Here is a 25,072-nt window from a genome sequence, read left to right as displayed (position 1 = left end):
AACAAGTGTTTCAACGTCCTATTTATGAACAGAAACCCTTATCATTCTTACCCTTTGTAAGCATACAATAGGTGATATTTGAAGTCAATTGGTAAAGGAGAAAAACTTCACAGCCTCTATACTCTTGTCAAATTGTTGACAAATTTGTGTATGAAATTTCATAGTTTCAAAATTTCTCAACCTTCTCACGCATAAAAAAAGCTAATTTACGACAAGATTATGCTCGTAAATTAGCTTACCCATTTCAACAGGTACATTAGACTTATTTTTAATATAAAATATAGTATTTTAATTAGTTTTTTGTAAAAATCCTAGCAATGCTTCAACAATACGCTTAGATGCATGTCCATCTCCATATGGATTTGATGCTTTAGCCATTGCTTCATAGGCATTATTATCTGTTAGTAATTCCTTTGCTAAAGCGTAAATTGTTTCCTCTTCTGTTCCTGCTAGCTTTAATGTTCCTGCTGCAATCCCCTCTGGACGTTCTGTCGTATCTCTAAGAACAAGCACTGGCTTTCCTAATGAAGGTGCCTCTTCTTGTACACCACCTGAATCCGTTAAGATCATATATGAATTAGCCGCAAAGTTATGGAAATCAAATACTTCAAGAGGCTCAATTAAATGCACTCGTTTATTATTCCCTAAAATTTCATTAGCAATTTCTCTTACAGCCGGATTCATATGAACTGGATAAACAACTTGAACATCCTCATGTTCTGCGAGTATTCTGGTAATCGCTTTAAACATATGGCGCATCGGTTCTCCAAGATTTTCACGACGATGTGCTGTTAATAAAATCATGCGATCCTCGCCAATTTTATCTAATACAGGATGCGAGTAGTGTTCACTGACTGTTGTTGCTAATGCGTCTATTGCTGTATTACCTGTAACAAAAATCGTCGCTGGATTTTTGTTCTCATCTAAAAGATTCTTTTTAGATACTTCAGTTGGCGCAAAATGTAAATCTGCCATCACGCCTGTTAGTTGACGATTCATTTCCTCTGGATATGGTGAATATTTGTTCCATGTTCGAAGTCCCGCTTCTACATGTCCTATAGCAATTTGGTTATAGAACGCAGCGAGGCTTGCAATGAAAGTCGTTGCTGTATCACCATGTACCAAAACGATATCTGGTTGTGCTTCCTTCATTACTTTATCTAAACCCTGTAATGCGTTTGTCGTTACATCAATTAATGTTTGGCGATCCTTCATTATATTTAAGTCATAGTTTGGCGTAATACTAAACGTCTCTAATACTTGATCGAGCATTTGGCGATGCTGTGCTGTTACAGTTACAATAGATTCTATTTGCTTAGGATACTTTTGTAACTCCAAAACAAGAGGAGCCATTTTAATTGCTTCTGGTCTTGTACCAAAAATCGTCATTACTTTCCATTTCTTTGTCAAAACGATCTGCACCGTCCTTTTTATTATTGTATGGTAAGATCAATCTCCTGTTGATGAGGGATTACTTACCTACACATATTATGAAACGCCCTTCAATTTGAAGGACGCTTTCACAAGTTATTAGTTTCCTAAATGAGGAAATTTCATGTATGGATTTTTATTTTGTACCGAATAGACGGTCTCCGGCATCACCTAAGCCTGGTACAATATAACCATGGTCGTTTAATTTTTCATCAAGTGCAGCAATGTAAATATCTACATCCGAATGTTCTTCTTGAATAGCTTTCACACCCTCTGGTGCAGCGATTAAGCACATGAATTTAATGTTTTTAGCTCCACGTTTTTTCAGTGAATGAATTGCCTCCACTGCAGAACCACCAGTTGCAAGCATTGGATCTACAATGATGAAATCACGTTCTTCAACATCTGCAGGAAGTTTTGCGTAATATTCAACTGGTTTTAATGTTTCTGGATCACGGTAAAGACCAATATGACCAACTTTTGCAGCAGGGATAAGCTTTAATACGCCATCTACCATACCGATACCTGCACGTAAAATTGGTACGATTGCAAGTTTTTTACCAGAAAGTACTTTTGTTTTTGCAATTGTTACAGGTGTTTCAATTTCAATTTCCTCTACTGGCATATCACGTGTAATTTCAAATGCCATTAGTGTTGCCACTTCGTCTACTAGCTCACGAAATTCTTTTGTTCCTGTATTCTTGTCGCGAATATAAGTTAATTTGTGTTGGATTAGTGGATGATCAAATACATAGACTTTGCTCAAAGGGATTCTCTCCTCACCGTTCGGATTCATTTTTATCTCAACTAGTATAACAGAAAAAAGGAGTCGCCTCAAAAATAAATTTAGGACAACTCCATTTATCATCTATTCTTTTGTCAAAACTAAGTTATTGATCAAGGATTATATCTAATTGTTCAATTGGCATTGGCTTGAAATAGAAGTATCCTTGTCCTACTGTGCATCCTAGCGCACGTAGAATCTCAACCTGTTCCTCTGTCTCTATACCCTCTGCCACTGAAATCATCCCTAAATTTAATGCTAACTGAATGATAGAGCGAACAATAGCCAGTGTTGCTGGATCTTCAATAGCATTGATGAAGCTACGATCAATCTTTAGTTCAGCAAACGGTAGTTGTTGTAAATAGCTTAATGAAGAAAAGCCTGTTCCAAAATCATCTACGGATGTTTTAAAGCCATAGCTCTTCAGCTCTTGAATGATCTTATAGGCTGATTGGAAATCTACTAAACCAATATTTTCTGTCACCTCTAAGATAATATAGCTAGGGTCAATATTATACTTCCGCACAAGTTTCAGTGTATCCTGAACAAAGTGCGTGTAGTAAAAATGGTCAGGTGAAATATTGACAGCTATTTTCACTAATTTCCTTCCCAGGCGTTGTCGTTCTGAAAGCCATGAGAGTACCGTCTCTAAAATAAGCACATCAATTTCTCGAACCTTACCAGCACTCTCAGCTACTGGAATAAAGACTGCCGGCGAAACAAAACCCAATTTTGGAGAAATCCATCTTGCAAGTGCTTCAATACTTTGAATTTCCCCATTGCGTAAATCTACTTTAGGCTGTAAGTGGACTGTTATTTCTTTATTTTTGATGGCTTCTGACAAATGATTTAAAACCGTCATCTTCTGTACAAGCACATCATTTTTCTCTGTTGTAAATATTTCAGTATGTGTGCCTGGCCTATCGATTGCAAAGGATAACGCATTATCTGCAAAACGAATCGCATCATTAATATTTATGTCATCATTATAGGAAGCAATGCCTGTTTTTAATGTAATATAGATTTGCTTTCCTCCTATAATAAAAGGCTGGCGAATCGTTTCTTTTATTCTCATCTCATAATCATTCAAATCTTCATGAAGTGACATTGTAGTCATAATCAAACTAGAGCTAGTGAATCTAGCAACATACTCATTACTTTCTGACTTGTCTTGCTCAAGACGTTTGGCAAGTTGTCTTAAAAGTTCATCACCAATTTCACGGCCATATAATTCAACTACTTGATGAAATTCACTAGGTTTTAATATTTTAATAAAGCCGCTTTGCCCCTGCTGGACTTCCCTTTCAATCGTATTAACAAAGCTGTGACGATTAGGCAGACCTGTTGTAATGTCTGTATAGGCTAAATCCCAAATTTTTTTCTGCGTCCTTGCATATGAATAAGCCAATGCAACAAGAGCACCCATTTTTCGAAACATACTTTTAAGCATTTGGTCACTTTGTGTTTTTTGGCTAAATATCGAGAAAACACCTATTACTTGCCGCTGTTGATTACGTATAGGGATAAACCATCCATGCGGCTTTTTAGCTAGCGAAGCATATTGCTTATGTTCTTTAGGAATATTCACTTCATCTAAATTTTCTATGAAAGTAGACGTTTCTGATTGCATTACCTTATTAAAGAAATCATTGTTTGTACAACATTTTGGTACGCTCTCTGTTTGATTATCTCCTATGAAAACTTGTAATTGGTTTACTTCTGTTTTTATAAGCACCATACTTGCAATATTTGGCATGAAAAATTCATCGAGGCCTTGACAAATAAGCTTCATCTTTTGCTCAAAAGTAAACTCCTTCTCAATTGCCCTGTACATATCATTTTCTAAACGCATTAAGAAGTCTTCCGTATGATAATATGTAACATCCTTCACTAATACTAAAACAAATTGCGTTACATTTGCCTCATTGCAAAAAGGTAATGCTTGTATTTCTGCCCAAAAGGGAGGTTTATCGATGCCATTATGATATAGCTTCGCCTGCACCATTATGCCGTTATGTATTTTTTCTTTAATCATTTCAATGGTTGTCATTTTTTCGTCCATTGATAGCCATGAAAAATAATCAGTATTTAGAATTTGTGAACGTGCAGCATTAGTAAGCATACAAAAAGAATCATTACACTCTACTATGTAATGATGCTTCGTCGCATCAAAAATAACGTAGCTTTCTTTCGAATTATTACCTAATTTGCGAATGCTGTTTAATAATACATCATAATCTGTGTTTAACGATTTAGTGACCATCCAACCCCTCCTTTTCTATCACTTCATCTCATTTCCATTGTACATAAAATTTAATTAAATTTTCACTTTTATTAAAAAAAACTTCTTTTCTAGGACACTATCTGTCCTCTGCCTACTATAATATATCCCTTTATACCGTTTTTATGTAAATTTATTCAAAAATAAGAGGATTATTCTACTTTATTAGAAAAAAGATGTTTTTTACAGTTTAATCCTCCATTTCCAAAATAAAAAGCTGTATTTAAAGTAAATTTTGTACTTTAAATACAGCTATTATTCTATTGATTATACATATAGTGGATGCTTATCAGTTAATGCCTTCACACGATCTTTTGCATCTGCTTTAACTGCCTCATCTTCAGGGCTTTTAAGAACAGCCGCTATAATTGCTCCTACTTCTTTCATATCTTCCTCTTTAAAGCCACGAGAAGTGACCGCTGGAGTACCAATACGAATTCCAGAAGTGACAAATGGAGATTCAGTATCGTAAGGGATTGTATTTTTATTTGTTGTAATACCTACTTCATCTAGTGCGTGCTCTGCTACTTTACCTGTTAAACCAAGAGATTTAACATTTAGCAGTAATAAATGGTTATCTGTACCACCAGAAACAATTTCAACACCCTCAGCAATTAATACTTCTGCTAATGCCTTTGCATTGGCTTTAATTTGTTTTGCATAGTCTTTAAATTCTGGTTGTAAAGCTTCTCCAAATGCTACAGCTTTTGCAGCGATAACATGCATTAATGGGCCACCTTGAATTCCTGGAAATACAGATTTATTTAGTTTTTGCTCCCATTCTTTTGAAGCAAGAATTAATCCACCACGTGGTCCACGTAATGTTTTATGTGTAGTTGATGTAACAAAATCAGCATATGGCACTGGTGATTGATGTTCGCCAGCAGCTACAAGTCCAGCAATGTGTGCCATATCCACCATGAAATAGGCTCCGACTTCGTCTGCAATTTCACGGAATTTAGAGAAGTCAATTTCACGTGGATAAGCAGATGCACCAGCAACAATCAGTTTCGGTTTATGCTCTAAAGCCTTTTGTCGTACATCTTCATAATCAATCACTTGTGTATCTTGTGTTACACCATACTCTACAAAATTATATAGAATACCAGAGAAGTTTACTGGAGAACCATGTGTTAAGTGACCACCATGTGAAAGGTTCATACCCAGAACTGTGTCACCTGGTTCTAGAATCGTATGGTAAACAGCCATGTTTGCTTGTGCACCTGAGTGTGGTTGCACATTTGCATATTCTGCTCCGAAGAGTTCTTTTACACGATCACGTGCAATGTCTTCTACTACGTCTACATGCTCACAGCCACCATAATAGCGTTTACCAGGATAACCTTCAGCGTATTTATTTGTCAGTACTGATCCTTGCGCTTCCATCACTGCTTCGGATACAAAGTTTTCTGATGCAATCAATTCAATATTTGCTTGCTGACGTGTTTTTTCTGCAAGAATTCCATCTAGTACTGCTTTGTCTTGTACTGCTAATTTTTCATATGCCATGTTTGAAAAAGCCTCCTAAAGTATCGTTATTCATCTCTACCACTAAATAGGGTGGTAATTATTTATATACTGCACGTTCTCCGCCAATTAGCTTAGGACGTGTTGTTGCAATCGTCACAACAGCTTCTCCTACCATTTTTACCGATGTTCGAACAGGTACAGCTACTGCTTTCAAATGCATACCGATTAATGTTTGTCCAATATCAATACCTGCATGTGCCTGTATTGTTTCAACAATCACTGGGTTATCAAATTGCGTATAGGCATATGCTGACATTGAGCCGCCTGCCGTACGTACTGGGACAACCGCTACTGGATCATAGCCAAATTTTTCAGCTGTTGATGCTTCCATAGTAATGGCGCGATTTATATGCTCACAACCTTGGAATGCTAAAAGCAATTGATGCTTTGCTGCAAATTCTTGTAACGGCTCAAAAATGGCTTCTGCTATCTCCAATGCTCCCGCTGTGCCAATTTTCTGACCAATCACTTCAGATGTAGAGCACCCTACTACAAAAATTGTATGGGGTCGTAATGTTACTTGCTCTTCAAATTCACTGAGTAACTGAGTCAAATGTGTTCGTATTTGTTTTACAACCATTAAGCTCAGCTCCTTCATCTATATCCATTAAAATCATGCCATATATGACATCCTATACGAATGCCATATATGGAATAACAAAACTATTATTGCTCTAGTTCAGTAATTTTTTCAATACGGCGTACATGGCGGCCACCTTCAAAATCGGTTTCTAGCCATGCTTGTACGATTTCACGTGCAAGGCCAGGGCCAATTACACGTTCGCCCATTGCTAAAATATTTGAATCATTATGGCAACGCGTTGCCTTGGCACTAAATACATCATGTACTAATGCACAACGTATGCCCTTGACCTTATTAGCGGCAATGGACATACCAATTCCTGTGCCACAAATTAAAATGCCTTTATCAAATTCTCCGTTAGCAACACCCTCAGATACAGGTTTTGCATAGTCTGGATAGTCTACTGAATCCGCAGATTGTGGACCAAAATCTTCGTAGCTAATTTGAAGTTCATCTAATAGCTGCATAATCTCACGACGTAAGTTATTGCCTCCGTGATCAGAAGAAATTGCTATTCTCACTGGGTTCCCTCTTTTCGAATTATAGTCAACCTTAGTGTACCACTTCTTTCTGAAGAATAACACGATTTTTCTTATGTTTTTACGTTGATTTTTCCCGAAAGACGAACATTAATTGTATGTTAACACAAAATCATTCACTTTTAAACTTATTTTTTTGTGGATAATGTGAATATCATGTTAATAAGTTCGGATAATGGTCTTTTGTTGTAATATTCCATCTACTGAAGTTTTTTTAGCTTTTTACTTACAGTGGACATAAATTGTCCTTTAATAAAAAAGGTTATACATAAATCCAATTTTTCATGGGATTTATGTATAACCTTCAGGACTATGCTTGTCTATCAAATTGTTGGATCATTTTATGCAATGCTTCCGATTGCTTTTTCAAACTTTGAGCCAGATGCTCGACTTGTTCAATTGCATAGGCTTGCTCTTCAGCAGCACTACGAACTTCCTGTGCACCTGCTGACGTTTGTTCCGCAATGGCAGCAACTTCCTGTGATTGTCGAGCTGTCGTTTCAATATTATGCATTTGCTGTTCAATTAAAGAAGAAATCTCAACAATTGATGTTGCCATTTCATGTACATTCGAAGCCATATTTTCTACTGCTGTCGTTGTTTCAGAAACTCGATCAGCTTCCTTTGTTGCAAAGGCAACTTGTTCGTTCATTTGTTTCACAACTACCTCTACGTTTTGCTGCATGGTTTGAATTAAAGCTGTAATTCCTTGCACTGCTTTTGCACTTTCATCAGCCAAACCACGGACTTCTTCAGCTACTACTGCAAAGCCTTTTCCATGTTCTCCTGCACGAGCAGCTTCTATAGAGGCGTTTAGTGCCAACAGATTGGTTTGTGCTGCAATGTCACCAACCAAGCTAATTATTCGTTCTACCTGTCCAGCATTCTCTTCTAGCGCATGAATGCTTTTTAATGCCTCATTATTGCCTGTCGCAATTTGTTGAATACTATTCACTAATGTTTCAATGGCTTTTGTTGTTGTCGATAAATTATGTAGAATCTCTTTAGTTTGTGATGCTGATGCTTCTGCCCTACTATTTACCTCTGTTGCAAGCGTTCTTACATCTTCAATCGCTTCAGCAGTATCTTGTACAGCAGTTGCAGATGCTTCTGCTCCTGTAGAAATATGCTTTACGGTAGATGCAATGCCTTCTGCCTTTCTTGTTGCCACTCCTGCTTCATCTGAAAGCTGGATAATCGATTGATTCGTTTGTTGGAAGTTATGATCAATACTTTCCACCATTTGACGTAAGTTTAACACCATTTGTTGGAATGCCTCTGCAACAGATCGAATCTCATCATTTGTATTAGGCATTTGTACATCCTGTCCTATTTTTCCTTCTGCCACAAGTGTTGCAGAGTGTTCAAGCTGCTGCAACGGCTTGATGAGGATTACACTTAAAAAGGCAGCTAATATCCCTGACCAAGTTATGCCTAACGCATACGTAATCACTTCAAAAACTTTTCGATTTGTGTCAGGGAAGAAGGTAGGTTGTAAAAACTCAATGAATATAAAACTGACACTGTAGGTGATTAGTGCAAGAACACTAACAAATAACACCAACTTTAGGCGTAAACCAAATTGTTTTTTCATAGGACCCCTCAATTCTTTTCTAGTTTTTGTATTAATTGATCAACCAGTTCTTTTAATTCTGCAAATGTTGCTTCATAAATTGCTCTATTACCACCATAAGGATCCACTACATTTTCTAAACTGCCCTCATTTGTATACTCTTTCAATGTAAATACTTTATGCTCAGCTTCTGGATAATTGGAAATGACGGTATCTTTGTGAGCAGTCGTCATCGTTAAAACTAAGTCTGCCCATGCCATTTCAGCTTGTGATAATTGCGTCGCAAAATGTTGATGGGACATTTGGGCTTCATTTAACACTTGTTGTGCATGTGCTGACATTTGTGCATTAGGCATCGCATAAATACCCGCTGAGCGCACTTCTACATTGTTTATTTGTTTATGTTTTAAAATAGCTTCTGCCATCGGACTGCGACAAGTATTGCCTGTACAAACAAATAATATTTTCACACTTATCACTCTCCAATTTTATCTATTGTTGAATAGCTAGAATACTCATGATTATAAATATAATGCCAGCAATGATTTGAATTTTATTGCCAAAAAAGACTTGGCTCCTACGTGCTATAACTAATGACCCATAAGCACAAATTAATGCACTTAAGCCTGCACTCATAATAAAAATCGTTTTTTCTAAGTTAAGCATACCAAAAGAAACACTAACTGAAAAGGTGTCTAGGCTTGCAGTCACTGCTAAAAGTACAGGTGAAATCGTTACTTTTTCATCTCTGTGAGAAAATAATAATAAATGCATCCCGATACAAAATAATAAAATACTTGAAATCCATTGTCCCCATTCTAATAGAAATCGAACTAAATAGCTTCCTAATTCAAACCCTAATAAAGGAAAAAGCATATGTAATGCAGCCGTCCATAATGATAAAAATAATCGATATCTAACATTTGGCAGCAAAACATATAGACCAATCACATCAACAGACGTTAATATACCTGCAAGAATTCCCTGCAAGAACGCACTCCTTCGCTCCCTAATATTTTATCATTTTATGCTCGAAAATACATTATTATCATAACTGTTTACTATTGTTTTTCATTTTTAACATATAATAATTGGACAAAAAAAGACAAAAAACATGTGGTTTTTCAATGTCTTTTGCCTATAATTGTTCTATTATTATTTACAATGAATACCATTTACCTCCAGAGGCTTTTTCAAGTCTATTCATAATAGCTGCACCTACTCCTTCTATTGAAGTAGTTGTTGCTAATATTACGGTAGCGGTAGTTTTATCACATGCTCTAAGTGCATTATATAAGGCCGCACCCATTTCTTCTTTACTTCCTGCTTCACCAATAGAGAAGTAAAAATCCACTTTAATTTCTTCAAAGTTCTCAGGTGCAAGTAGTGCTACACTATGTCCTTGTCTCTGTAAATGCAGAACAGCTTCGTTGACTTTCTCAACATCACAGTCTATTAAATACACGGGAGCATTTGGTGCATAATGCGTATATTTCATTCCCGGTGCCTTAGGCGTTGCGTCTAGCTTCTGTTCTATTTTAGTTGGTTGAATCACTGGACCAATCTTAGCCTCAAGCATTTCCTTCGTAATGCCACCTGGACGTAAAATTACTGGAGGTTCATGTGTCAAATCTAGTACAGTAGACTCAAGCCCTATGCCTGTAGAACCTCCATCTAAAATATAAGGTATGTACCCTTCTAAATCATCTAATACATGAACGGCTTCTGTAGGACTTGGCTTTCCACTACGATTAGCGCTCGGTGCAGCAAGCGGTTTTTGGAGCTGTTGTAGTAAGGCGAGCGCTACTGGATGATCAGGCATTCGAATGCCAACTGTTGATAACCCAGCTGTGACACTTTTAGCTAATACATCTGGCTTCGCTGGCATCACCAGTGTTAATGGTCCTGGCCAAAATAAATCCATGCATTGTTTAGCTATGTCAGAAATATGGTCGATATAGATCGCTACTTCCTCTTTTGTACCAACATGGACAATTAAAGGATTATCTGAAGGTCGACCTTTTGCTTCAAATATCTTTTTAACTGCCAGATCATTTGTGGCAATCGCTCCTAAGCCATAAACCGTCTCTGTTGGAAATGCGACTACCTCTCCTGCATTTAAGATATCCACAGCTTGTGTATAATTAATCTGACTATTCACATTACTGTCCACAACCTTACAAACAGTTTTCATGATTAATACCTACCTTCAATTATTCGTTTTTACTGAATTATCCACATATTGTTTATAACTTAATAAAAAATGTGTATAAGTTGTCTGAATTTGTGCACAATTCATTCAAAAAGTCCTTTAATCCATTCCCATATAAAGAATGTAACTTGTTCTTTTTCTTCTACTTCTACTTCTTCTTTTACCTCTTCTTTATCAGGCTCACATATCGATGGGAAAATACTGCACCACCAGTTATCTCCACGGGCATCACCAATCTTTACAACAATTGATTGATAGACATTTTGTGGATAAAGTACAGCACCTTGTCTTTTTGGTGGGAATAAATTATCCCCAACAACAACCTGTGCATCCAATTGTGGATAATTTTCGCTCAGTTCAGCTTCAATTTGTTGTTTTAACGAAAGAATTTGCTCATTCCCAGCAAATCCAGCCGTACCCAGTTGTAGAAAGTATGGCTTTAAATCTTGGACAAGCTGCTGTTTCTCTAGCTGATCTTGTGCAGTATTACTGTTTGCGATAACACGTATACGAAAATCTTTTTCTTGCACATCACCGGAAGATTCCTTCGCCAAACCTACTAATGTTGGAATATATAAAACACATAACTGTAAAACAATCGCAATTAATACTAGTCTAGCAAAAGCTAGAAAGATATTTTGTTTAGGTAATCTAATAATCTTGTATTCGTTCAACATAAAAATCCCTCCTTGCTCAACATTGTTGGCAAGAATAAGAAACTTTATACATGTAGCTCACAAAAAATCATTCGAGGTTTACCGTTAATATCTTTTTCTACTGAAACTGTCGCCTGTGGAAAACTATCTTGAAAGAATTTGGCTACTTTCTCCCCCTGTGTATAACCGATTTCTAATCCAATCAACGCTGGCCTATTCATATAAGCTGGTAATTGTTCGGCTAATTTTCTATATAAAATAAGACCATCTTCCTCGGCAAAGAGGGCACTATGCGGCTCATGCTCTAGCACAACGCTTGACATTGCTTGTGCCTCATCAAATGCGATATACGGTGGGTTCGATAAAACAATATCAAATTTTTCTCCTGCAAGTGGAGCAGCTAAATCTCCCAATCTAAAATCAATATCTGCCTCTAATTGCTTTGCATTTTTTTGAGCAGTTGCTAGTGCAGCTTCTGATAAATCGGTAGCTATGACCGTTAATGCTGGGCATTCCAGCTTCATTGAAATAGCAATGGCTCCACTACCTGTACCGATATCAGCCAGCTTCAATGTTTGCTTTGTAAATAATTTAGGTAGTCGATTAATTGTTCCAAGCACCAATTCCTCTGTTTCAGGTCGTGGTATTAAGACAGATTCATCGACTAAGAATGAACGGCCATAAAACTCCTCATACCCAACACAGTATTGGACAGGGCGTCCATTGACATGTTCTTCTATGAGCTCATTAAATCTCATTTGCTGCGCTGCTGTTAATTCATCTTGCAAATGCAACATAACTTCTCCATAACTAGTACCAAGCACATGTTGCATAACAATCCGCGCTGCTGTTTGTTCACAACCATTATCCACTAAAAAAGAAGAAGCCCACTCAAGGGCCTCCATCACATTTTTATAAGTCATCATTTAAACGCTCTAACTTCGATGCTTGTTCTTCTAAAATAAGAGCATCGATAATCTCATCTAGTCTGCCTTCAACGATTTGATCTAGCTTTTGAATCGTTAAGCCGATACGGTGGTCGGTTACGCGGTTTTGTGGATAATTGTATGTGCGAATTCGCTCAGAGCGGTCACCAGATCCAACAGCTGATTTACGTGTAGCATCAATCTCTTTTTGCGCTTCCTGCATATACATATCTGCAACACGAGCACGAAGAATTTTCATTGCTTTTTCACGGTTTTTAATTTGTGAACGTTCATCCTGCATCGAAACCACAACACCTGTCGGTAAATGGGTCATACGAACAGCAGACATTGTTGTATTTACAGATTGACCACCCGCACCAGAAGATGCGAATGTATCTACACGGATATCTTTTTCATGGATTTCAACATCTACTTCCTCAACCTCGGGTAAGCAAGCAACTGTTGCTGTTGATGTATGAATTCGGCCTTGTGATTCTGTAGCAGGGACACGTTGTACACGGTGTGCGCCATTTTCAAATTTGAATTTTGAATAGGCTCCTTGTCCATTAATCATAAAGATTACCTCTTTATAGCCGCCCATTGGGTTTGGTGTAGCTTCCATAATATCAATTTTCCAACCTTGCGTTTCTGCATAGCGAGAATACATACGGAACAAGTCACCTGCAAAAATATTAGCCTCGTCACCACCAGCTGCCCCACGGATTTCCATAATAACGTTTTTATTATCATTCGGATCTTTTGGAATTAATAAAATACGTAATCGCTCTTCTAGCTCTTCCTGCTGTGCTTTTAATAGGTTAAATTCTTCCTTTACCATTTCGTGCATATCAGGATCTTTTTCGCTATCTAACATTTCTCGTGTATCTACTAGCTGTTCTTTAACACTTTTATATTCACGATAAGTATCTACTGTCTCTTGGATATCTGATTGTTCCTTAGAATATTCGCGTAATTTCTTACTATCATTAACAATATCCGGATCGCTCAAAAGCTCAGTAAGCCTTTCATAACGATCTTCCACTGCTTGTAATCGATCAAACATGGATTTCACCTCTATTTAGTTTTTTAAATTGCTCCTTTTTTACAGAGAAGCCGCTTTCATCAAAATTACGCTAAGGCGTAATGGTTTTTTCATTTCTTATTTCCACTACTTAGTATAAGGAAATTTTCACATGTATGCTACTTTTTCTTAGCGCTTTAACAAGCTACTTAGCTTTAAAGCGGTGGATTTGCATGACATTTTCGGCAAACAGGATAATACGAATCATTGCCACCGATTTGAATTTGATCTCCTGTGTAAACTGGCTTTCCACTTTCATCTACACGCAAATTCATTGTTGCTTTTTTATGACAGAACCAGCAAATTGTTTTCATTTCCTCAATTTTATCTGCATATGTAAGCATGTACTGGCTACCTTCAAATAGCTCATTTTGAAAATCATTTTTTAAACCAAAGCCCATTACGGGAATGTCCAATTTATCCACAATGTTAGCTAGCTGTAAAACATGTGCTTTTTTTAGAAATTGAACTTCATCCACAAGCACACAATAAGGTTTGACAGCATTAGTTTTCACTATTTCAAAAATATTTGTATCTTCATAAACAGGAATGGCTTGTTGTCGTAAACCTACTCGACTGGAAACGAAGCCCACCTCATCACGCGTATCTAAACCTGAAGTAAACATCATTACAGGTTTCTGTTGTTCTTCATAATTATGGGCAACTTTTAGAATTTCTATTGACTTCCCACTATTCATTGCACCATGTTTAAAATATAGCTGTGCCATTTTGTCTTCTCCCTTTCTTTGTGTCAATCTGGATTTTGAAAAGACTTGCATCAACGTGTATTATTTACTGAAAAAAATACCTGCCAAGCGCATGCTTGGCAGGTATTAAACTAACATTAGTTTTTAAGACCGTATTTTTTGTTGAAACGATCCACGCGACCATCAGCAGACGCGAATTTTTGACGGCCAGTATAGAATGGGTGACATTCGTTGCAGAACTCGACAACGATGTTTTCTTTTACTGAACCAGTTTTGAAAGTGTTCCCACAAGAGCAAGTTACTGTTGCTTCTTTGTAGTCTGGATGAATTCCTTGTTTCATATTCGTTTTCTCCTCTCGCCCTGAACCATCTGGAACAGAGTATTATCGAACTGTACCTTACATAGCCCGAATATGTCGACTACAAAAGTTGTGTCGAAGTGGAACGTCAGCTACATATGTACACGTTGCATACTTTTGAAGTATAGCATAGACATTTTATCATTTTCAAGTAAAAAATATTAAAAGCAAACCATCCCTAATACCTAACCGCGAACTTCACGATAATCATTGTCTACTAACCCAATTTTCTCATTTCGTTCTTTAAAGCGAATATTATGTGAAGATACATAGGCTACTTTCGGTGCATCTGGCTCCAAGTATAGTTTTGCACTATTTAATGCTAGTATTCCATCAGTAAATGCACCAGCTATTAATCTAACTTTACTAGGATGATCAATAAAATCACCAGCTCCATAGATACCCGCTACGTTCGTTTCACGATTCTCATTAACAATTGCTACGCCATCCTGAATATTTAATCCCCATTCTTCAAGCGCACCATAATCACATTTTAAACCATGATTTACAATGACAGCATCTACCTTTACTCGTTCCAATTCATCGGTATCTTTATTGACAATAGATACATATTGAATTAAATCACCGTCCCCATGCAATTGAACCACTTCATAGGGCGTTTTTACATGAACTAAGGATTCTTTCATACGTAAGACATTTTTTTCATGTCCTCCAAAATCATCTCGCCGATGAACAATCGTGACGCTTGCGGCTATTGACTCTAGCTCATTAGCCCAATCAACCGCAGAATTACCACCACCTGAAATCAACACATGCTTGTCTCGAAAGATTTCTAATTCCTGAACTGTATAATGTAAATTCGTTACTTCGTAGCGATCTGCTCCTTCAATTTCAAGCTTTTGCATAGAAAGGACGCCATAGCCTACTGCTAAAATAACCGTTTTGGAATAATGCTTTTCTCCTGTAGAGGATGTTAAAATAAATGTTCCATCCTGTTGCTTATCTAACTTTTCCACTTTTTGATTTAAGACAATCGTTGGATCAAAGGTTTCAGCTTGCTCCACAAGTTGTTTAATAAGCTGACCACCTAAAATAGGTGTTACTCCACCTACATCCCAAATCATTTTTTCAGGATATATTAACATACGACCACCAAGTTGTGAGCTATACTCGATAATTTTCGTTTTTAAATCTCGCATTCCACTATAAAAGGCAGTATAAAGCCCTGCTGGACCACCGCCAACAATCGTTACATCATATAGTTCCTCTGACATTTCCTCTTCTCCATCCCCTTCTAATCTATTCAAACGTAAATTATTTGACAAGAATTAATCTAATAACCGTCTATTCTTTCCCCTCATGGTAATACTATTCACACACAAAGGAAAAAGTGCCATTTACTCTTTTAATCGTGCTAGTAAATACAAGAAATAAGGTGCTCCTAAAACTGCTACCACAATCCCTGCTGGAATTTCTGAAGGTTCTAAAATGGAACGACCGATTGTATCAGCCATTAACACTAAGAAACCTCCTAATAATGCTGCGGTTGGCAATAAAAACTGGTGTTTAGCCCCAACAAGCTGTCGAGCTAAGTGTGGCGCAACAAGGCCAACGAAACCAATTCCACCACTTACTGAAACACTAGCTCCAGCCAAACCAACAGCAGCAGCCAACAACCAGCGTCGCTCTTTTTCTATCGAGGCACCTAGTCCTACTGCTGTTAATTCACCTAAATTCAATATGTTTAATACACGTGATTTTGAATAGACGAATGGCAATAAGATAACTAACCATGGTAATAACGACAGAACAAATCTCCAATTTGAGCCCCAAATGCTACCTGCTAGCCATGTTGCTACAAATTGATAATTCTCTGGCGATAGACGTAGTGTTAGCACAATCATAGCGGAGCTAATCCCTGCTGCCACAGCTACCCCAGTTAAGATTAAACGCATTGGTGTAATCCCCTCATGGCGTCGATAAGAAAGTGAATAAATCAGTACAGCTGTCAAACCTGCTCCTACAAAAGCCAGTATAGGCAGTAAATAAACAGGTGCTGCTTTCGTAGTTGGGAAAAATGACACATAGAGCATAACCGCTAGTCCTGCTCCCGCATTAATCCCTAAGATTCCTGGGTCTGCTAAGGCATTTTTAGAAATGCCCTGTAAAATAGCGCCTGATATAGCTAACCCCATACCTACTAATACAGCAATCACAATTCTTGGAAGTCTGAATTCATATAAGATAAGCTGCTGTTGTGCATCACCTTGACCAAAAAGAGTCCGAAGAACCTCCATTGGTGTCAGTTTAATGACACCTGTATTCATACTTATGACAAAGGTAATAACGATTAACACAATGAGCGTAGCAAGGATGGAAAAATGTTTCCTTTTCGCCTTTAGCTGACTTGGTGTTAAATAGCTGTTACTCATAGTTCTTTCCCTCCTTTTCGAGCTAAATAAAGGAAGAATGGTACTCCAATAAAGGCTATGAGCGCACCAATGGGTGTTTCATATGGTGGATTAATAACACGTGCTACTAAATCAGCTAACACAACAAGCAATGCTCCATATACCAAAGAACAAGCGATGATCCAGCGATAATCATGACCAACTATGTATCTGGTTAAATGAGGGATAATTAACCCTACAAAACCAACCGCACCGACAACAGAAACTGCTGCACCCGCTAAAACTAAAACAATGATCATTCCCCATACTTTTACCACCGCAGTACGTTGCCCTAGCCCGACTGCAATTTCTTCACCTAAGCTCAGTACGGTGATGGAGCGTGATAGGATTAGAGCTCCTATCATCGCAACAAGTATCCATGGAGATAAGATTTGTAGATGGCTCCATTTTGTGCCCGAAACCCCACCCGCATACCAAAATGCGAGGTCTTGTCCGATACGAAAATAAAGAGCAATTCCTTCTCCGAGCGCCCCAAGTAACGCACTAACAGCAGCTCCTGCTAAAACTAGTCGCATAGGTGTTAAGCCACCTTTAGAAAGCGAACCAATACCATAAACGATGGCCACACCAAGACCTGCACCTACAAAGGACCATAAAATTAAATACATATAAGGCAACCCAGGGAAGAAGGCAAAACATACGGCTAACATAAAGGCAGCTCCTGAGTTCAAGCCTAATAACCCTGAGTCTGCTAAAGGGTTGCGTGTCATCCCCTGCATAATCGCACCCGCTACCGCAAAGCTTGCACCGACTAATGCTGCTCCAAGTACCCGTGGTAAGCGAATATCATGGATAATTTGATGTGTTGTTAATTCTGGTGAAAAATGGGTAACAGCTGTCCAAACAGTACCCAATGAAATATCTGCTGCACCAAAAGAAATTGATAAGCCAATGGCAACTATTAATCCAATTACTCCTACGATTAAAGCCACTACTCCACGGATCGGATGAGATCGCTTCTGTAGCTCTTCTAAATCGTGGAGCTCTCCTACTCCTGTCGACGTAGTCATTTTATTTCCTCCTCATAACTTCCAACTAGCTTTTATTTTTTCATATCGTACAACTGATAAGATAGGCAGATTGGATTTTCACTATAGGGACATACAGCCATTTCTGCATCAATATTAAATACCCTTTGTAAATTTTCTTTTGTCATCACTTCTTTTGGACTGCCATTCACCATTAAATTGCCGTCTCTCATGGCCATCATAAAATGAGAGAACCGTGATGCATGATTTAAATCATGTAAAACCATGATAATTGTTCGTCCTTCTTCCTTATTTAGTTTTTGTAGCAACAATAAAATATCGAGCTGATGTGCTAAATCTAAATAAGTTGTTGGTTCATCCAGTACTAAAATATCCGTGCCTTGCGCCAATGCCATAGCAATCCATACTCTCTGACGCTGACCACCTGATAATGCTTCGATTGGTCGATCACTAAATTCTCTTAGTCCCGTAACATCAATAGCCCAATGGATATATTCATAGTCTTCCTTTTGCAATGTACCAAACCCTACTTGATGAGGAAAACGACCATAGGATACCAGTTCAAAAACCGTTAATCCTCCTGGTGCTGTTGCTGTTTGAGGTAAAATAGCCATTCTTTTGGCCACTTCTTTTGTTTTCAATTGATGTATAGCTTTGCCATCTAAATAGACAGCTCCATTTTGTGTGCGTAATACACGTGCTACAGCCTTTAATAAAGTAGACTTGCCACAACCATTTGGACCAATAATCGTGGAGATCTCCCCTTTTGGAATCTCCACACTTAAATCATTGACGATGAGCGCAGAAGAGTAACCAATCGCAACATGATCTATTTCAAGTACTGACATCTTTAACTTCCTTTCACTTTTGAGAATGCTTTTACTTTTAAATTTGTAAACCAAATTGGGCTGTATACAAGCCATAGTAAGCATTTTGACGTTCCATTAATTGCTCATGTGTGCCTTCTTCAATAATGCCCTTTTTCGATACCACAACAATTCTGTCTGCATCCTTAATCGTTGCTAAACGGTGGGCAATCACTAATGTAGTACGACCGATAGAAAGCTCGTTTAAGGCTTGCTGGATAGCTTGTTCTGTTTCTGTATCCAATGCAGATGTTGCTTCATCTAGTATTAAGATTTTTGGATTTTTCAAGAAAATACGCGCAATTGATAATCTTTGTTTTTGTCCACCTGATAATTTGACACCACGTTCACCTATGAGAGTATCCATGCCTTCTGGTAAAGCATTGATTACATCCGTCAGTTGTGCTCGTTGTGCGGCATACCAAATATCTTCTTCACTGGCATTTAAATCACCATAGGCTATGTTTTCACGAATGGTACCATCGAATAAAAAGACATCTTGCTGGACAATCCCGATATGCGAACGTAAAGATTGCAGTTTAAAGTCTCGTATATCAACACCATCAATCTTAATGGAACCCTCATTCACCTCATAAAAACGTGGCAATAGGCTACAGATCGTAGATTTCCCTGCACCAGAAGGGCCTACTAAGGCAACCGTTTCACCAGGACGTACCTTTAAATTAATTTGATGTAAGGCACGATTATTGGCAGCGTAGCCAAACGATACATTAGAAAAAGTAATTTCACCATCAATTTCATCGATTGTTTTCGCTTCTGGACGGTCCGCAATTTCGGGCTCCGTTTCGAGGAATTCAATATAGCGCCTAAATCCTGCCATGCCCTTAGGATAGCTTTCTATAAACATATTGATTTTGTTAATTGGGCCTAAGAGAATACCTGAAAGTAAAATAAATGCGATAAAATCGCCATTTGTTAAATGCCCATTTAATACAAAATAAGCCCCAACAAATAAAGTAAAGAGTGATAATACCTTCGTGAGTATGCCTGAAATAGCTTCATTCCAAGCCATTACTTTATAGGAAAACAGCTTTGTCATACGGAATCTTTCATTATTTACTTTAAAGCGTTTAATCTCATGATCTTCATTTGTAAAAGCTTGTACAACACGAATACCACTTACATTGTTTTCAACACGTGCATTAAAATCTGCAATATCTCCAAACATTTGACGGAATGCCTTGGACATTAATTTCCCGAAAATAATGGTTAAGATTAAGATAATCGGAACAAGTAAGAAAATAAGAATCGTAAAGGTTGGATCAATATAGTACATGACACCAAATGTTCCAATAATCGTCATCGCTGCAATAAAGATATCCTCTGGACCATGGTGAGCAAGTTCACCAATATCCATCAAATCATTTGTTAAACGAGAAACAAGATGCCCTGTTTTGTTGTTATCAAAATATCTAAAGGATAGCTTTTGTACATGGCTGAAGGATTCTTTTCTCATATCCGTCTCAATATTAATGCCCAGCATATGTCCCCAATATGAAACGATAAAATGAAGAATGGAGTTAAAAATATATAATCCAAACAGCAATAAACTCGCCATAATAATCCATTTCAATTCCCCATCTGGCAGAATATCATCAATTACTTTATTTAAAACAATTGGAAACGCAAGCTCTATTAGTGCCACTAATATGGCACAGCTAAAATCTAAAATAAATAAGCCTTTATAGGGCTTATAATATGAAAAAAATCGCCGTAATAACATGGTGTAGCCTCCTATCGTGATCTCGTTTTACGTATCTATAAATGAGCTATCTACAATAGCTCTCCTGTTATCTCAGTTATTGTTGATGAGCCTTTGTAAATTCAACTATTTTGTCAGCTAGTTCTTCAGCTTGGTGTAAGCCAGAAAGCGGATCAGAAGCAAAATAATATTCAGATGGAAGCTCTAATACTTGATTACTTTTAACGACATCTAAGTTTGTCCATGTTGCTGGCAACTGGCCATCTTTGTTAAAGAAATTAATCATGAAGTTATAGTCACCTACATAGTTACCTACTACCTCATAGGAAATCTCATAGCGTCCATTACTTGCTTCCTTTGTATCAAAAATCTCCTGCACCTTTTCTTGAGGTTTCATGCCCAAAATTTGATAGAGCGCTCTACCGCCCGATACACTTGATTGCCCTACAATCGTTGCATTTTTTTCAAACATTTCATAAATAGTAAATGTGGCTCCCTCTGGAATCACATCCATGATTTTTTCTTTAGCTTTTACGATCCGATCTTCAAATTCTTTTGTAAAGGCCTTAGCCTCTTCTTGTCTTCCTAAGTAATTCCCCATTGCCTTAATCTCCTCAATCGCTGATTGATGTGCATCTTCAGCGAAGACAATTGTCGGGGCAATTTTTTCATATTTCGCTACATCTTCAATATTCCAAGTAATAATCAAGTCTGGCTTTAACTCTAAAACTTTTTCTAATGACACCTTACCATCTGTACCAATATTCGTAATTTCACCATCCTTATAGTGTTGCTTTAAGAAAGCAGCATAATCAAGGTTAGCCGTTACGCCTCCAACTGGTACAACATCTAACGCTAAAATTTGCCCCAGATACCAATCAGTTACGACTCTCTCTGCCTGCATTGGAATCTCTACTTCGCGTCCACTATCATCTGTTACGGTTCTAGTCTCTGCCTTCTCGGGCGAAGTTGGTTCATCAACCTTAGATTGGCTTGTCTCTTCATTACACGCTGCCATTAAAACGAACAGGCTTAATAAAAAAGGTAGCTTTATATGGTGAATCATCTTCTTCATCATGATTTCATTTTCTCCATTCTCAAATCGTTTTGCTTGCGCGAGCTGATTATTATTGTATTGAAAATGATTCTCATTTGTAATGGCAATTTCGGACATATTAAATGCATATTTCAGCCTAAAGCTACTTGGAGCCAGTTTTGTTGCTTTTTTAAAAGCACGGCTAAAATAATATTCATCTTCAAATCCAAGAGATATGGCAATTTCTTTTATGCCATATTGATTGGTTAATAAATACTGCTTAGCCTGCTCTATTCTCAATTGTTGTAAATATATTTGTGGACCTATTTCATAGCGAGCTTTAAAGATGCGTAATAAATGTCGTGTACTAATCTGAAGCATATCTGCTAATGTCTGGATAGATAATGGTTGATGAATGTGTTGCTTTATAAATAATCGTGCGGCTTCTGCCTTATCAATTTCATGTGGTTTCCCTTGTCCTTCTGCTAATTCTCGAAAGACATGATAGATAAGCTCATAGAAGGATGCCCTTACAGATAAATGCTCCTGTATAGAGCCAGATTGCCATTTGCTATACATATCCTGAAGGATGCTGTGAATGACTATCGGATTTGCGGGTACACAAGAGAAATGTATTTGGAATGGTTGATAGTGCATGTGCAAATGCTGCATAAAGGCATCTTTGTACATGACATCTCCTTTATAGCTAATGAGAAAATAGCTAACACTCTGATGTGCCTTAATGTGAAGAGATTGAGATTTACCTAGATGAAAAATACTGAAGCGTTGCACATGATAAGATTGATCATCAATGACAATCTGTGCACCGCCTGCTGTGACAATAAGAAACGAGCTATATGTTAAAACCTTTGACACATGAATGTCTGATTTATTTATGTAATCGATTTGCTTCAACTGGATAAATGCATTTTGCCAAAGAAGCATATAGGCATCATAATTCATCTTCGTCTCCTTCAGAACACATATTTACTTACCATTATATTGATAATGATTATCAATTTCAATATACATTTATAAAATAAACATATACAAAAAAAAATCACCACTGACAATTTGATTGTCAATGGTGATGCCCTTTATAAAAGTCCCTTACCCTTTGTTGCTTTTTTCATATCTTCGTTTAGCTTTTCAAAAAATTCTTCATTTGATTTTGTTGTACGTATTTTTTTCAGGAAGCGCTCTGCAAAATCAGGTGCATCAGAAAACGTTTTACGAATTGCCCATAGCTTTTCAAGTTGTTCTGGTTCCAGAAGAAGCTCTTCTTTACGTGTACCCGAACGACGAATGTCAAGCGCAGGGAATATACGGCGTTCCGCTAACTGACGATCAAGATGAAGCTCTAAGTTCCCTGTTCCCTTAAATTCTTCATAGATAACTTCATCCATACGAGAACCTGTATCTACTAAAGCCGTTGCTAAAATTGTTAAACTGCCGCCTTCTTCAATATTACGAGCCGAACCAAAGAAACGTTTCGGTCTATGGAATGCAGCAGGATCAATACCACCAGATAGTGTACGTCCACTTGGTGGAATTACTAAGTTATAAGCACGAGCTAAACGTGTAATAGAGTCCATTAAAATAATTACATCACGTTTATGTTCCACTAAACGTCGTGCGCGTTCTAATACTATTTCAGCCACTTTGACGTGGTTCTCAGGTACTTCATCAAATGTTGAGCTGACAACATCTGCATTGACAGAACGTTCAATATCTGTCACTTCCTCAGGTCGTTCATCAATCAATAGGACAATTAACTCCGCTTGCGGATGATTGGTTGTAATAGCGTTCGCAATCTCTTTTAATAAAGACGTTTTCCCTGCCTTTGGCGGAGCTACAATTAATCCACGTTGTCCAAAGCCTACTGGTGCCACTAAATCCATTATACGTGTGGATAAATTGCGTTGTGTTGTTTCTAGTTTAATTTGTCGATTTGGATATAAAGGTGTTAGTGCTGGGAAATGAACTCGTTCTTTCGCTACTTCAGGATCTTCGCCATTGACAGCATCTACTTGTAATAGGCCATAATAGCGCTCATTTTCCTTCGGTGGACGCACCTTTCCTGACACCTTGTCCCCATTACGCAAATCAAAGCGACGAATTTGGGATGCAGAAATATAAATATCTTCTTTACTTGGTGAGTAGTTGATTGGTCGAAGGAAGCCGAAGCCCTCTTGCGAAACAATTTCTAGTACGCCTTCCATAAAGAAATAGCCCTCTTGCTCTGAACGCGTTTTCAAAATAGCAAATATTAATTCTTTTTTCGTTAGCTTGCTATAATATGAAATTTTATATTGGCGTGCAAGGGCGTAAAGCTCTTTTAACGTCATGTTTTCTAATTGAGCGATTGTCAATGCAGACATATGCACAACTCCAGTCTTTTTCAAAATATAATTCAATTTAATGGGGTTATCATTGAAGTTTACGATTGGCTCTGCTAACGCTTATATGGTTGCCTTTAATAATATCTATTGAAATACTTCCACCATATAACTAAACATTGCCTTAAAAATATGGGATGGTTATTTAAAGAAGAAGGTACCTAGCACAATAGATGTACTAGGTATATTTTAGAAGAAAATAACATTAATATCTAGGTTTTTTCTCAAGAGCGTGACGGCCTTCAACAAAGCGAACCGTACCAGATTTAGCACGCATAACTACTGAATGAGTTAAGGCATAAGCACCTTTATATTGAACACCCTTTAAAAGCTCGCAATCTGTTACTGCTGTCGCTGCAAAAATAGCATCGTCACCTTTTACTAGGTCATCTAAATAAAGAACTTTTTCAACATCCACACCCATTTTTGTGCAGCGTTCTAATTGCTCTTCATCTTCTGGTACTAGTTTTGCTTGGAAGTCACCACCAAGGCATTTTAAAGCTACTGCTGCTATAACACCCTCAGGTGCACCACCTGTTCCAAACATAATATCAATGCCTGTTTCATCAAAAGCCGTATTGATTGCTGCACCAACATCGCCATCTTGGATAAATTTAATACGTGCACCAGCCTCACGAATTTCATCAACAATCGCTTGGTGACGTGGTCGATCTAAAAGAGTAGCTACAACATCAGAAATATCTTTATTTTTAGCTTTTGCTACTTGTAATAAGTTATAAGTGACGGAAGCATTGATATCCACTTTGCCCGCCGCTTCTGGTCCTACAGCAATTTTCTCCATGTACATATCTGGTGCATTTAACAGATTCCCTTTATCTGCAATAGCAAGAACTGTCATAGCACCATTTGTACCTTTTGCTACAATGTTTGTACCTTCTAAAGGATCTACTGCAATATCTACTTTAGGACCACCATTTCGTAAACCAAGTTCTTCACCAATATAA

The 25,072-nt window shown here is 37.6% G+C and carries 23 protein-coding genes; all 23 read right to left on the bottom strand.

Going from position 1 to position 25,072, the window contains the following annotated elements; all coding sequences use genetic code 11:
* Positions 1-288: 288 nt before the first annotated feature.
* Positions 289-1,410 (bottom strand): non-hydrolyzing UDP-N-acetylglucosamine 2-epimerase, encoded by a 1,122-nt coding sequence (wecB, locus tag B3D98_RS11850; protein ID WP_288583157.1) that lies wholly within the window; start codon positions 1,408-1,410, stop codon positions 289-291.
* A gap of 157 nt (positions 1,411-1,567) precedes the next feature.
* The gene (gene upp / locus B3D98_RS11845) at positions 1,568-2,197 is read right to left on the bottom strand and encodes a uracil phosphoribosyltransferase (protein ID WP_004269470.1); all 630 of its coding nucleotides are present in this window, start codon (positions 2,195-2,197) and stop codon (positions 1,568-1,570) included.
* Positions 2,198-2,321: 124 nt separating this feature from the next.
* Positions 2,322-4,478, bottom strand: a complete 2,157-nt coding sequence (locus B3D98_RS11840; protein WP_288583153.1) for an EAL domain-containing protein — start codon at positions 4,476-4,478, stop codon at positions 2,322-2,324.
* Between the two features lie 285 nt (positions 4,479-4,763).
* Positions 4,764-6,005, bottom strand: a complete 1,242-nt coding sequence (gene glyA / locus B3D98_RS11835; protein WP_048395620.1) for a serine hydroxymethyltransferase — start codon at positions 6,003-6,005, stop codon at positions 4,764-4,766.
* Between the two features lie 58 nt (positions 6,006-6,063).
* Positions 6,064-6,606 (bottom strand): TIGR01440 family protein, encoded by a 543-nt coding sequence (locus B3D98_RS11830; RefSeq protein ID WP_016992753.1) that lies wholly within the window; start codon positions 6,604-6,606, stop codon positions 6,064-6,066.
* Positions 6,607-6,692: 86 nt separating this feature from the next.
* A complete protein-coding gene (gene rpiB / locus B3D98_RS11825; RefSeq protein ID WP_004269466.1) occupies positions 6,693-7,130 on the bottom strand; it encodes a ribose 5-phosphate isomerase B in 438 nt (145 codons plus the stop codon).
* Between the two features lie 328 nt (positions 7,131-7,458).
* Entirely contained in the window at positions 7,459-8,742 is a 1,284-nt protein-coding gene (locus tag B3D98_RS11820; protein WP_004269465.1) for a methyl-accepting chemotaxis protein, read from the bottom strand.
* Positions 8,743-8,750: 8 nt separating this feature from the next.
* On the bottom strand, positions 8,751-9,191 hold the full coding sequence (locus tag B3D98_RS11815; RefSeq protein ID WP_054548714.1) for a low molecular weight protein arginine phosphatase: 441 nt from the start codon (positions 9,189-9,191) through the stop codon (positions 8,751-8,753).
* 22 nt (positions 9,192-9,213) lie between these two features.
* Positions 9,214-9,711, bottom strand: a complete 498-nt coding sequence (locus B3D98_RS11810; RefSeq protein ID WP_048395616.1) for a manganese efflux pump — start codon at positions 9,709-9,711, stop codon at positions 9,214-9,216.
* 169 nt (positions 9,712-9,880) lie between these two features.
* Positions 9,881-10,915 (bottom strand): L-threonylcarbamoyladenylate synthase, encoded by a 1,035-nt coding sequence (locus tag B3D98_RS11805; RefSeq protein ID WP_288583151.1) that lies wholly within the window; start codon positions 10,913-10,915, stop codon positions 9,881-9,883.
* A gap of 101 nt (positions 10,916-11,016) precedes the next feature.
* Positions 11,017-11,610: a stage II sporulation protein R gene (locus B3D98_RS11800; RefSeq protein WP_066036937.1), complete on the bottom strand. Its 594-nt coding sequence runs from the start codon at positions 11,608-11,610 to the stop codon at positions 11,017-11,019.
* A 44-nt stretch (positions 11,611-11,654) separates the two neighbouring features.
* Positions 11,655-12,515 (bottom strand): peptide chain release factor N(5)-glutamine methyltransferase, encoded by an 861-nt coding sequence (gene prmC, locus B3D98_RS11795; protein WP_112117318.1) that lies wholly within the window; start codon positions 12,513-12,515, stop codon positions 11,655-11,657.
* Positions 12,502-13,578 (bottom strand): peptide chain release factor 1, encoded by a 1,077-nt coding sequence (gene prfA, locus B3D98_RS11790; protein WP_004269459.1) that lies wholly within the window; start codon positions 13,576-13,578, stop codon positions 12,502-12,504. The genes prmC and prfA overlap by 14 nt, the downstream gene beginning before the upstream one ends.
* Positions 13,579-13,751: 173 nt before the next feature.
* A complete protein-coding gene (locus B3D98_RS11785; protein ID WP_048395608.1) occupies positions 13,752-14,324 on the bottom strand; it encodes a thymidine kinase in 573 nt (190 codons plus the stop codon).
* Positions 14,325-14,440: 116 nt separating this feature from the next.
* Positions 14,441-14,644 (bottom strand): 50S ribosomal protein L31, encoded by a 204-nt coding sequence (gene rpmE / locus B3D98_RS11780; RefSeq protein ID WP_004269457.1) that lies wholly within the window; start codon positions 14,642-14,644, stop codon positions 14,441-14,443.
* Positions 14,645-14,847: 203 nt separating this feature from the next.
* Positions 14,848-15,897, bottom strand: a complete 1,050-nt coding sequence (locus B3D98_RS11775) for an NAD(P)/FAD-dependent oxidoreductase (protein WP_054548733.1) — start codon at positions 15,895-15,897, stop codon at positions 14,848-14,850.
* Between the two features lie 123 nt (positions 15,898-16,020).
* Complete coding sequence (locus B3D98_RS11770; protein WP_009371943.1) at positions 16,021-17,055, bottom strand: FecCD family ABC transporter permease; 1,035 nt, start codon at positions 17,053-17,055, stop codon at positions 16,021-16,023.
* Complete coding sequence (locus B3D98_RS11765; protein ID WP_054548709.1) at positions 17,052-18,104, bottom strand: FecCD family ABC transporter permease; 1,053 nt, start codon at positions 18,102-18,104, stop codon at positions 17,052-17,054. Before B3D98_RS11765 ends, B3D98_RS11770 begins: the two co-directional genes overlap by 4 nt.
* Positions 18,105-18,136: 32 nt before the next feature.
* Positions 18,137-18,931, bottom strand: a complete 795-nt coding sequence (locus B3D98_RS11760; RefSeq protein WP_048395606.1) for an ABC transporter ATP-binding protein — start codon at positions 18,929-18,931, stop codon at positions 18,137-18,139.
* 37 nt (positions 18,932-18,968) lie between these two features.
* The gene (locus B3D98_RS11755; RefSeq protein WP_048395605.1) at positions 18,969-20,693 is read right to left on the bottom strand and encodes an ABC transporter ATP-binding protein; all 1,725 of its coding nucleotides are present in this window, start codon (positions 20,691-20,693) and stop codon (positions 18,969-18,971) included.
* Between the two features lie 76 nt (positions 20,694-20,769).
* Positions 20,770-22,671 carry an AraC family transcriptional regulator gene (locus tag B3D98_RS11750; RefSeq protein ID WP_288583140.1) on the bottom strand — a complete coding sequence of 634 codons (1,902 nt, stop codon included), beginning with the start codon at positions 22,669-22,671 and terminating at the stop codon, positions 20,770-20,772.
* A gap of 134 nt (positions 22,672-22,805) precedes the next feature.
* Positions 22,806-24,089: a transcription termination factor Rho gene (gene rho, locus B3D98_RS11745; protein ID WP_016992739.1), complete on the bottom strand. Its 1,284-nt coding sequence runs from the start codon at positions 24,087-24,089 to the stop codon at positions 22,806-22,808.
* A 223-nt stretch (positions 24,090-24,312) separates the two neighbouring features.
* Positions 24,313-25,072 (bottom strand): class II fructose-bisphosphatase (gene glpX, locus B3D98_RS11740; RefSeq protein ID WP_288583137.1); only part of this gene is annotated, 760 nt, incomplete at its 5' end.

This window comes from Lysinibacillus sp. UBA5994 (genome assembly GCF_002429725.1).
GTDB classification, from domain to species: Bacteria; Bacillota; Bacilli; order Bacillales_A; family Planococcaceae; genus Lysinibacillus; species Lysinibacillus capsici.
The sequence above is the reverse complement of the archived record's forward strand: the minus strand, read 5'-3'. Positions and strand labels throughout refer to the sequence as shown.

Bases quoted from the DNA above. Each gene is read 5' to 3' on its own strand.
- prmC (WP_112117318.1), bottom strand. From the start codon at position 12,515: ATGATGACTTATAAAAATGTGATGGAGGCCCTTGAGTGGGCTTCTTCT.
- B3D98_RS11785 (WP_048395608.1), bottom strand. From the start codon at position 14,324: ATGGCACAGCTATATTTTAAACATGGTGCAATGAATAGTGGGAAGTCA.
- B3D98_RS11755 (WP_048395605.1), bottom strand. From the start codon at position 20,693: ATGTTATTACGGCGATTTTTTTCATATTATAAGCCCTATAAAGGCTTA.
- B3D98_RS11770 (WP_009371943.1), bottom strand. From the start codon at position 17,055: ATGAGTAACAGCTATTTAACACCAAGTCAGCTAAAGGCGAAAAGGAAA.
- B3D98_RS11840 (WP_288583153.1), bottom strand. From the start codon at position 4,478: ATGGTCACTAAATCGTTAAACACAGATTATGATGTATTATTAAACAGC.
- B3D98_RS11820 (WP_004269465.1), bottom strand. From the start codon at position 8,742: ATGAAAAAACAATTTGGTTTACGCCTAAAGTTGGTGTTATTTGTTAGT.
- rho (WP_016992739.1), bottom strand. From the start codon at position 24,089: ATGTCTGCATTGACAATCGCTCAATTAGAAAACATGACGTTAAAAGAG.
- B3D98_RS11800 (WP_066036937.1), bottom strand. From the start codon at position 11,610: ATGTTGAACGAATACAAGATTATTAGATTACCTAAACAAAATATCTTT.
- B3D98_RS11775 (WP_054548733.1), bottom strand. From the start codon at position 15,897: ATGTCAGAGGAACTATATGATGTAACGATTGTTGGCGGTGGTCCAGCA.
- glyA (WP_048395620.1), bottom strand. From the start codon at position 6,005: ATGGCATATGAAAAATTAGCAGTACAAGACAAAGCAGTACTAGATGGA.
- B3D98_RS11760 (WP_048395606.1), bottom strand. From the start codon at position 18,931: ATGTCAGTACTTGAAATAGATCATGTTGCGATTGGTTACTCTTCTGCG.
- B3D98_RS11830 (WP_016992753.1), bottom strand. From the start codon at position 6,606: ATGGTTGTAAAACAAATACGAACACATTTGACTCAGTTACTCAGTGAA.
- B3D98_RS11805 (WP_288583151.1), bottom strand. From the start codon at position 10,915: ATGAAAACTGTTTGTAAGGTTGTGGACAGTAATGTGAATAGTCAGATT.
- B3D98_RS11750 (WP_288583140.1), bottom strand. From the start codon at position 22,671: ATGAATTATGATGCCTATATGCTTCTTTGGCAAAATGCATTTATCCAG.
- prfA (WP_004269459.1), bottom strand. From the start codon at position 13,578: ATGTTTGATCGATTACAAGCAGTGGAAGATCGTTATGAAAGGCTTACT.
- rpmE (WP_004269457.1), bottom strand. From the start codon at position 14,644: ATGAAACAAGGAATTCATCCAGACTACAAAGAAGCAACAGTAACTTGC.
- B3D98_RS11765 (WP_054548709.1), bottom strand. From the start codon at position 18,104: ATGACTACGTCGACAGGAGTAGGAGAGCTCCACGATTTAGAAGAGCTA.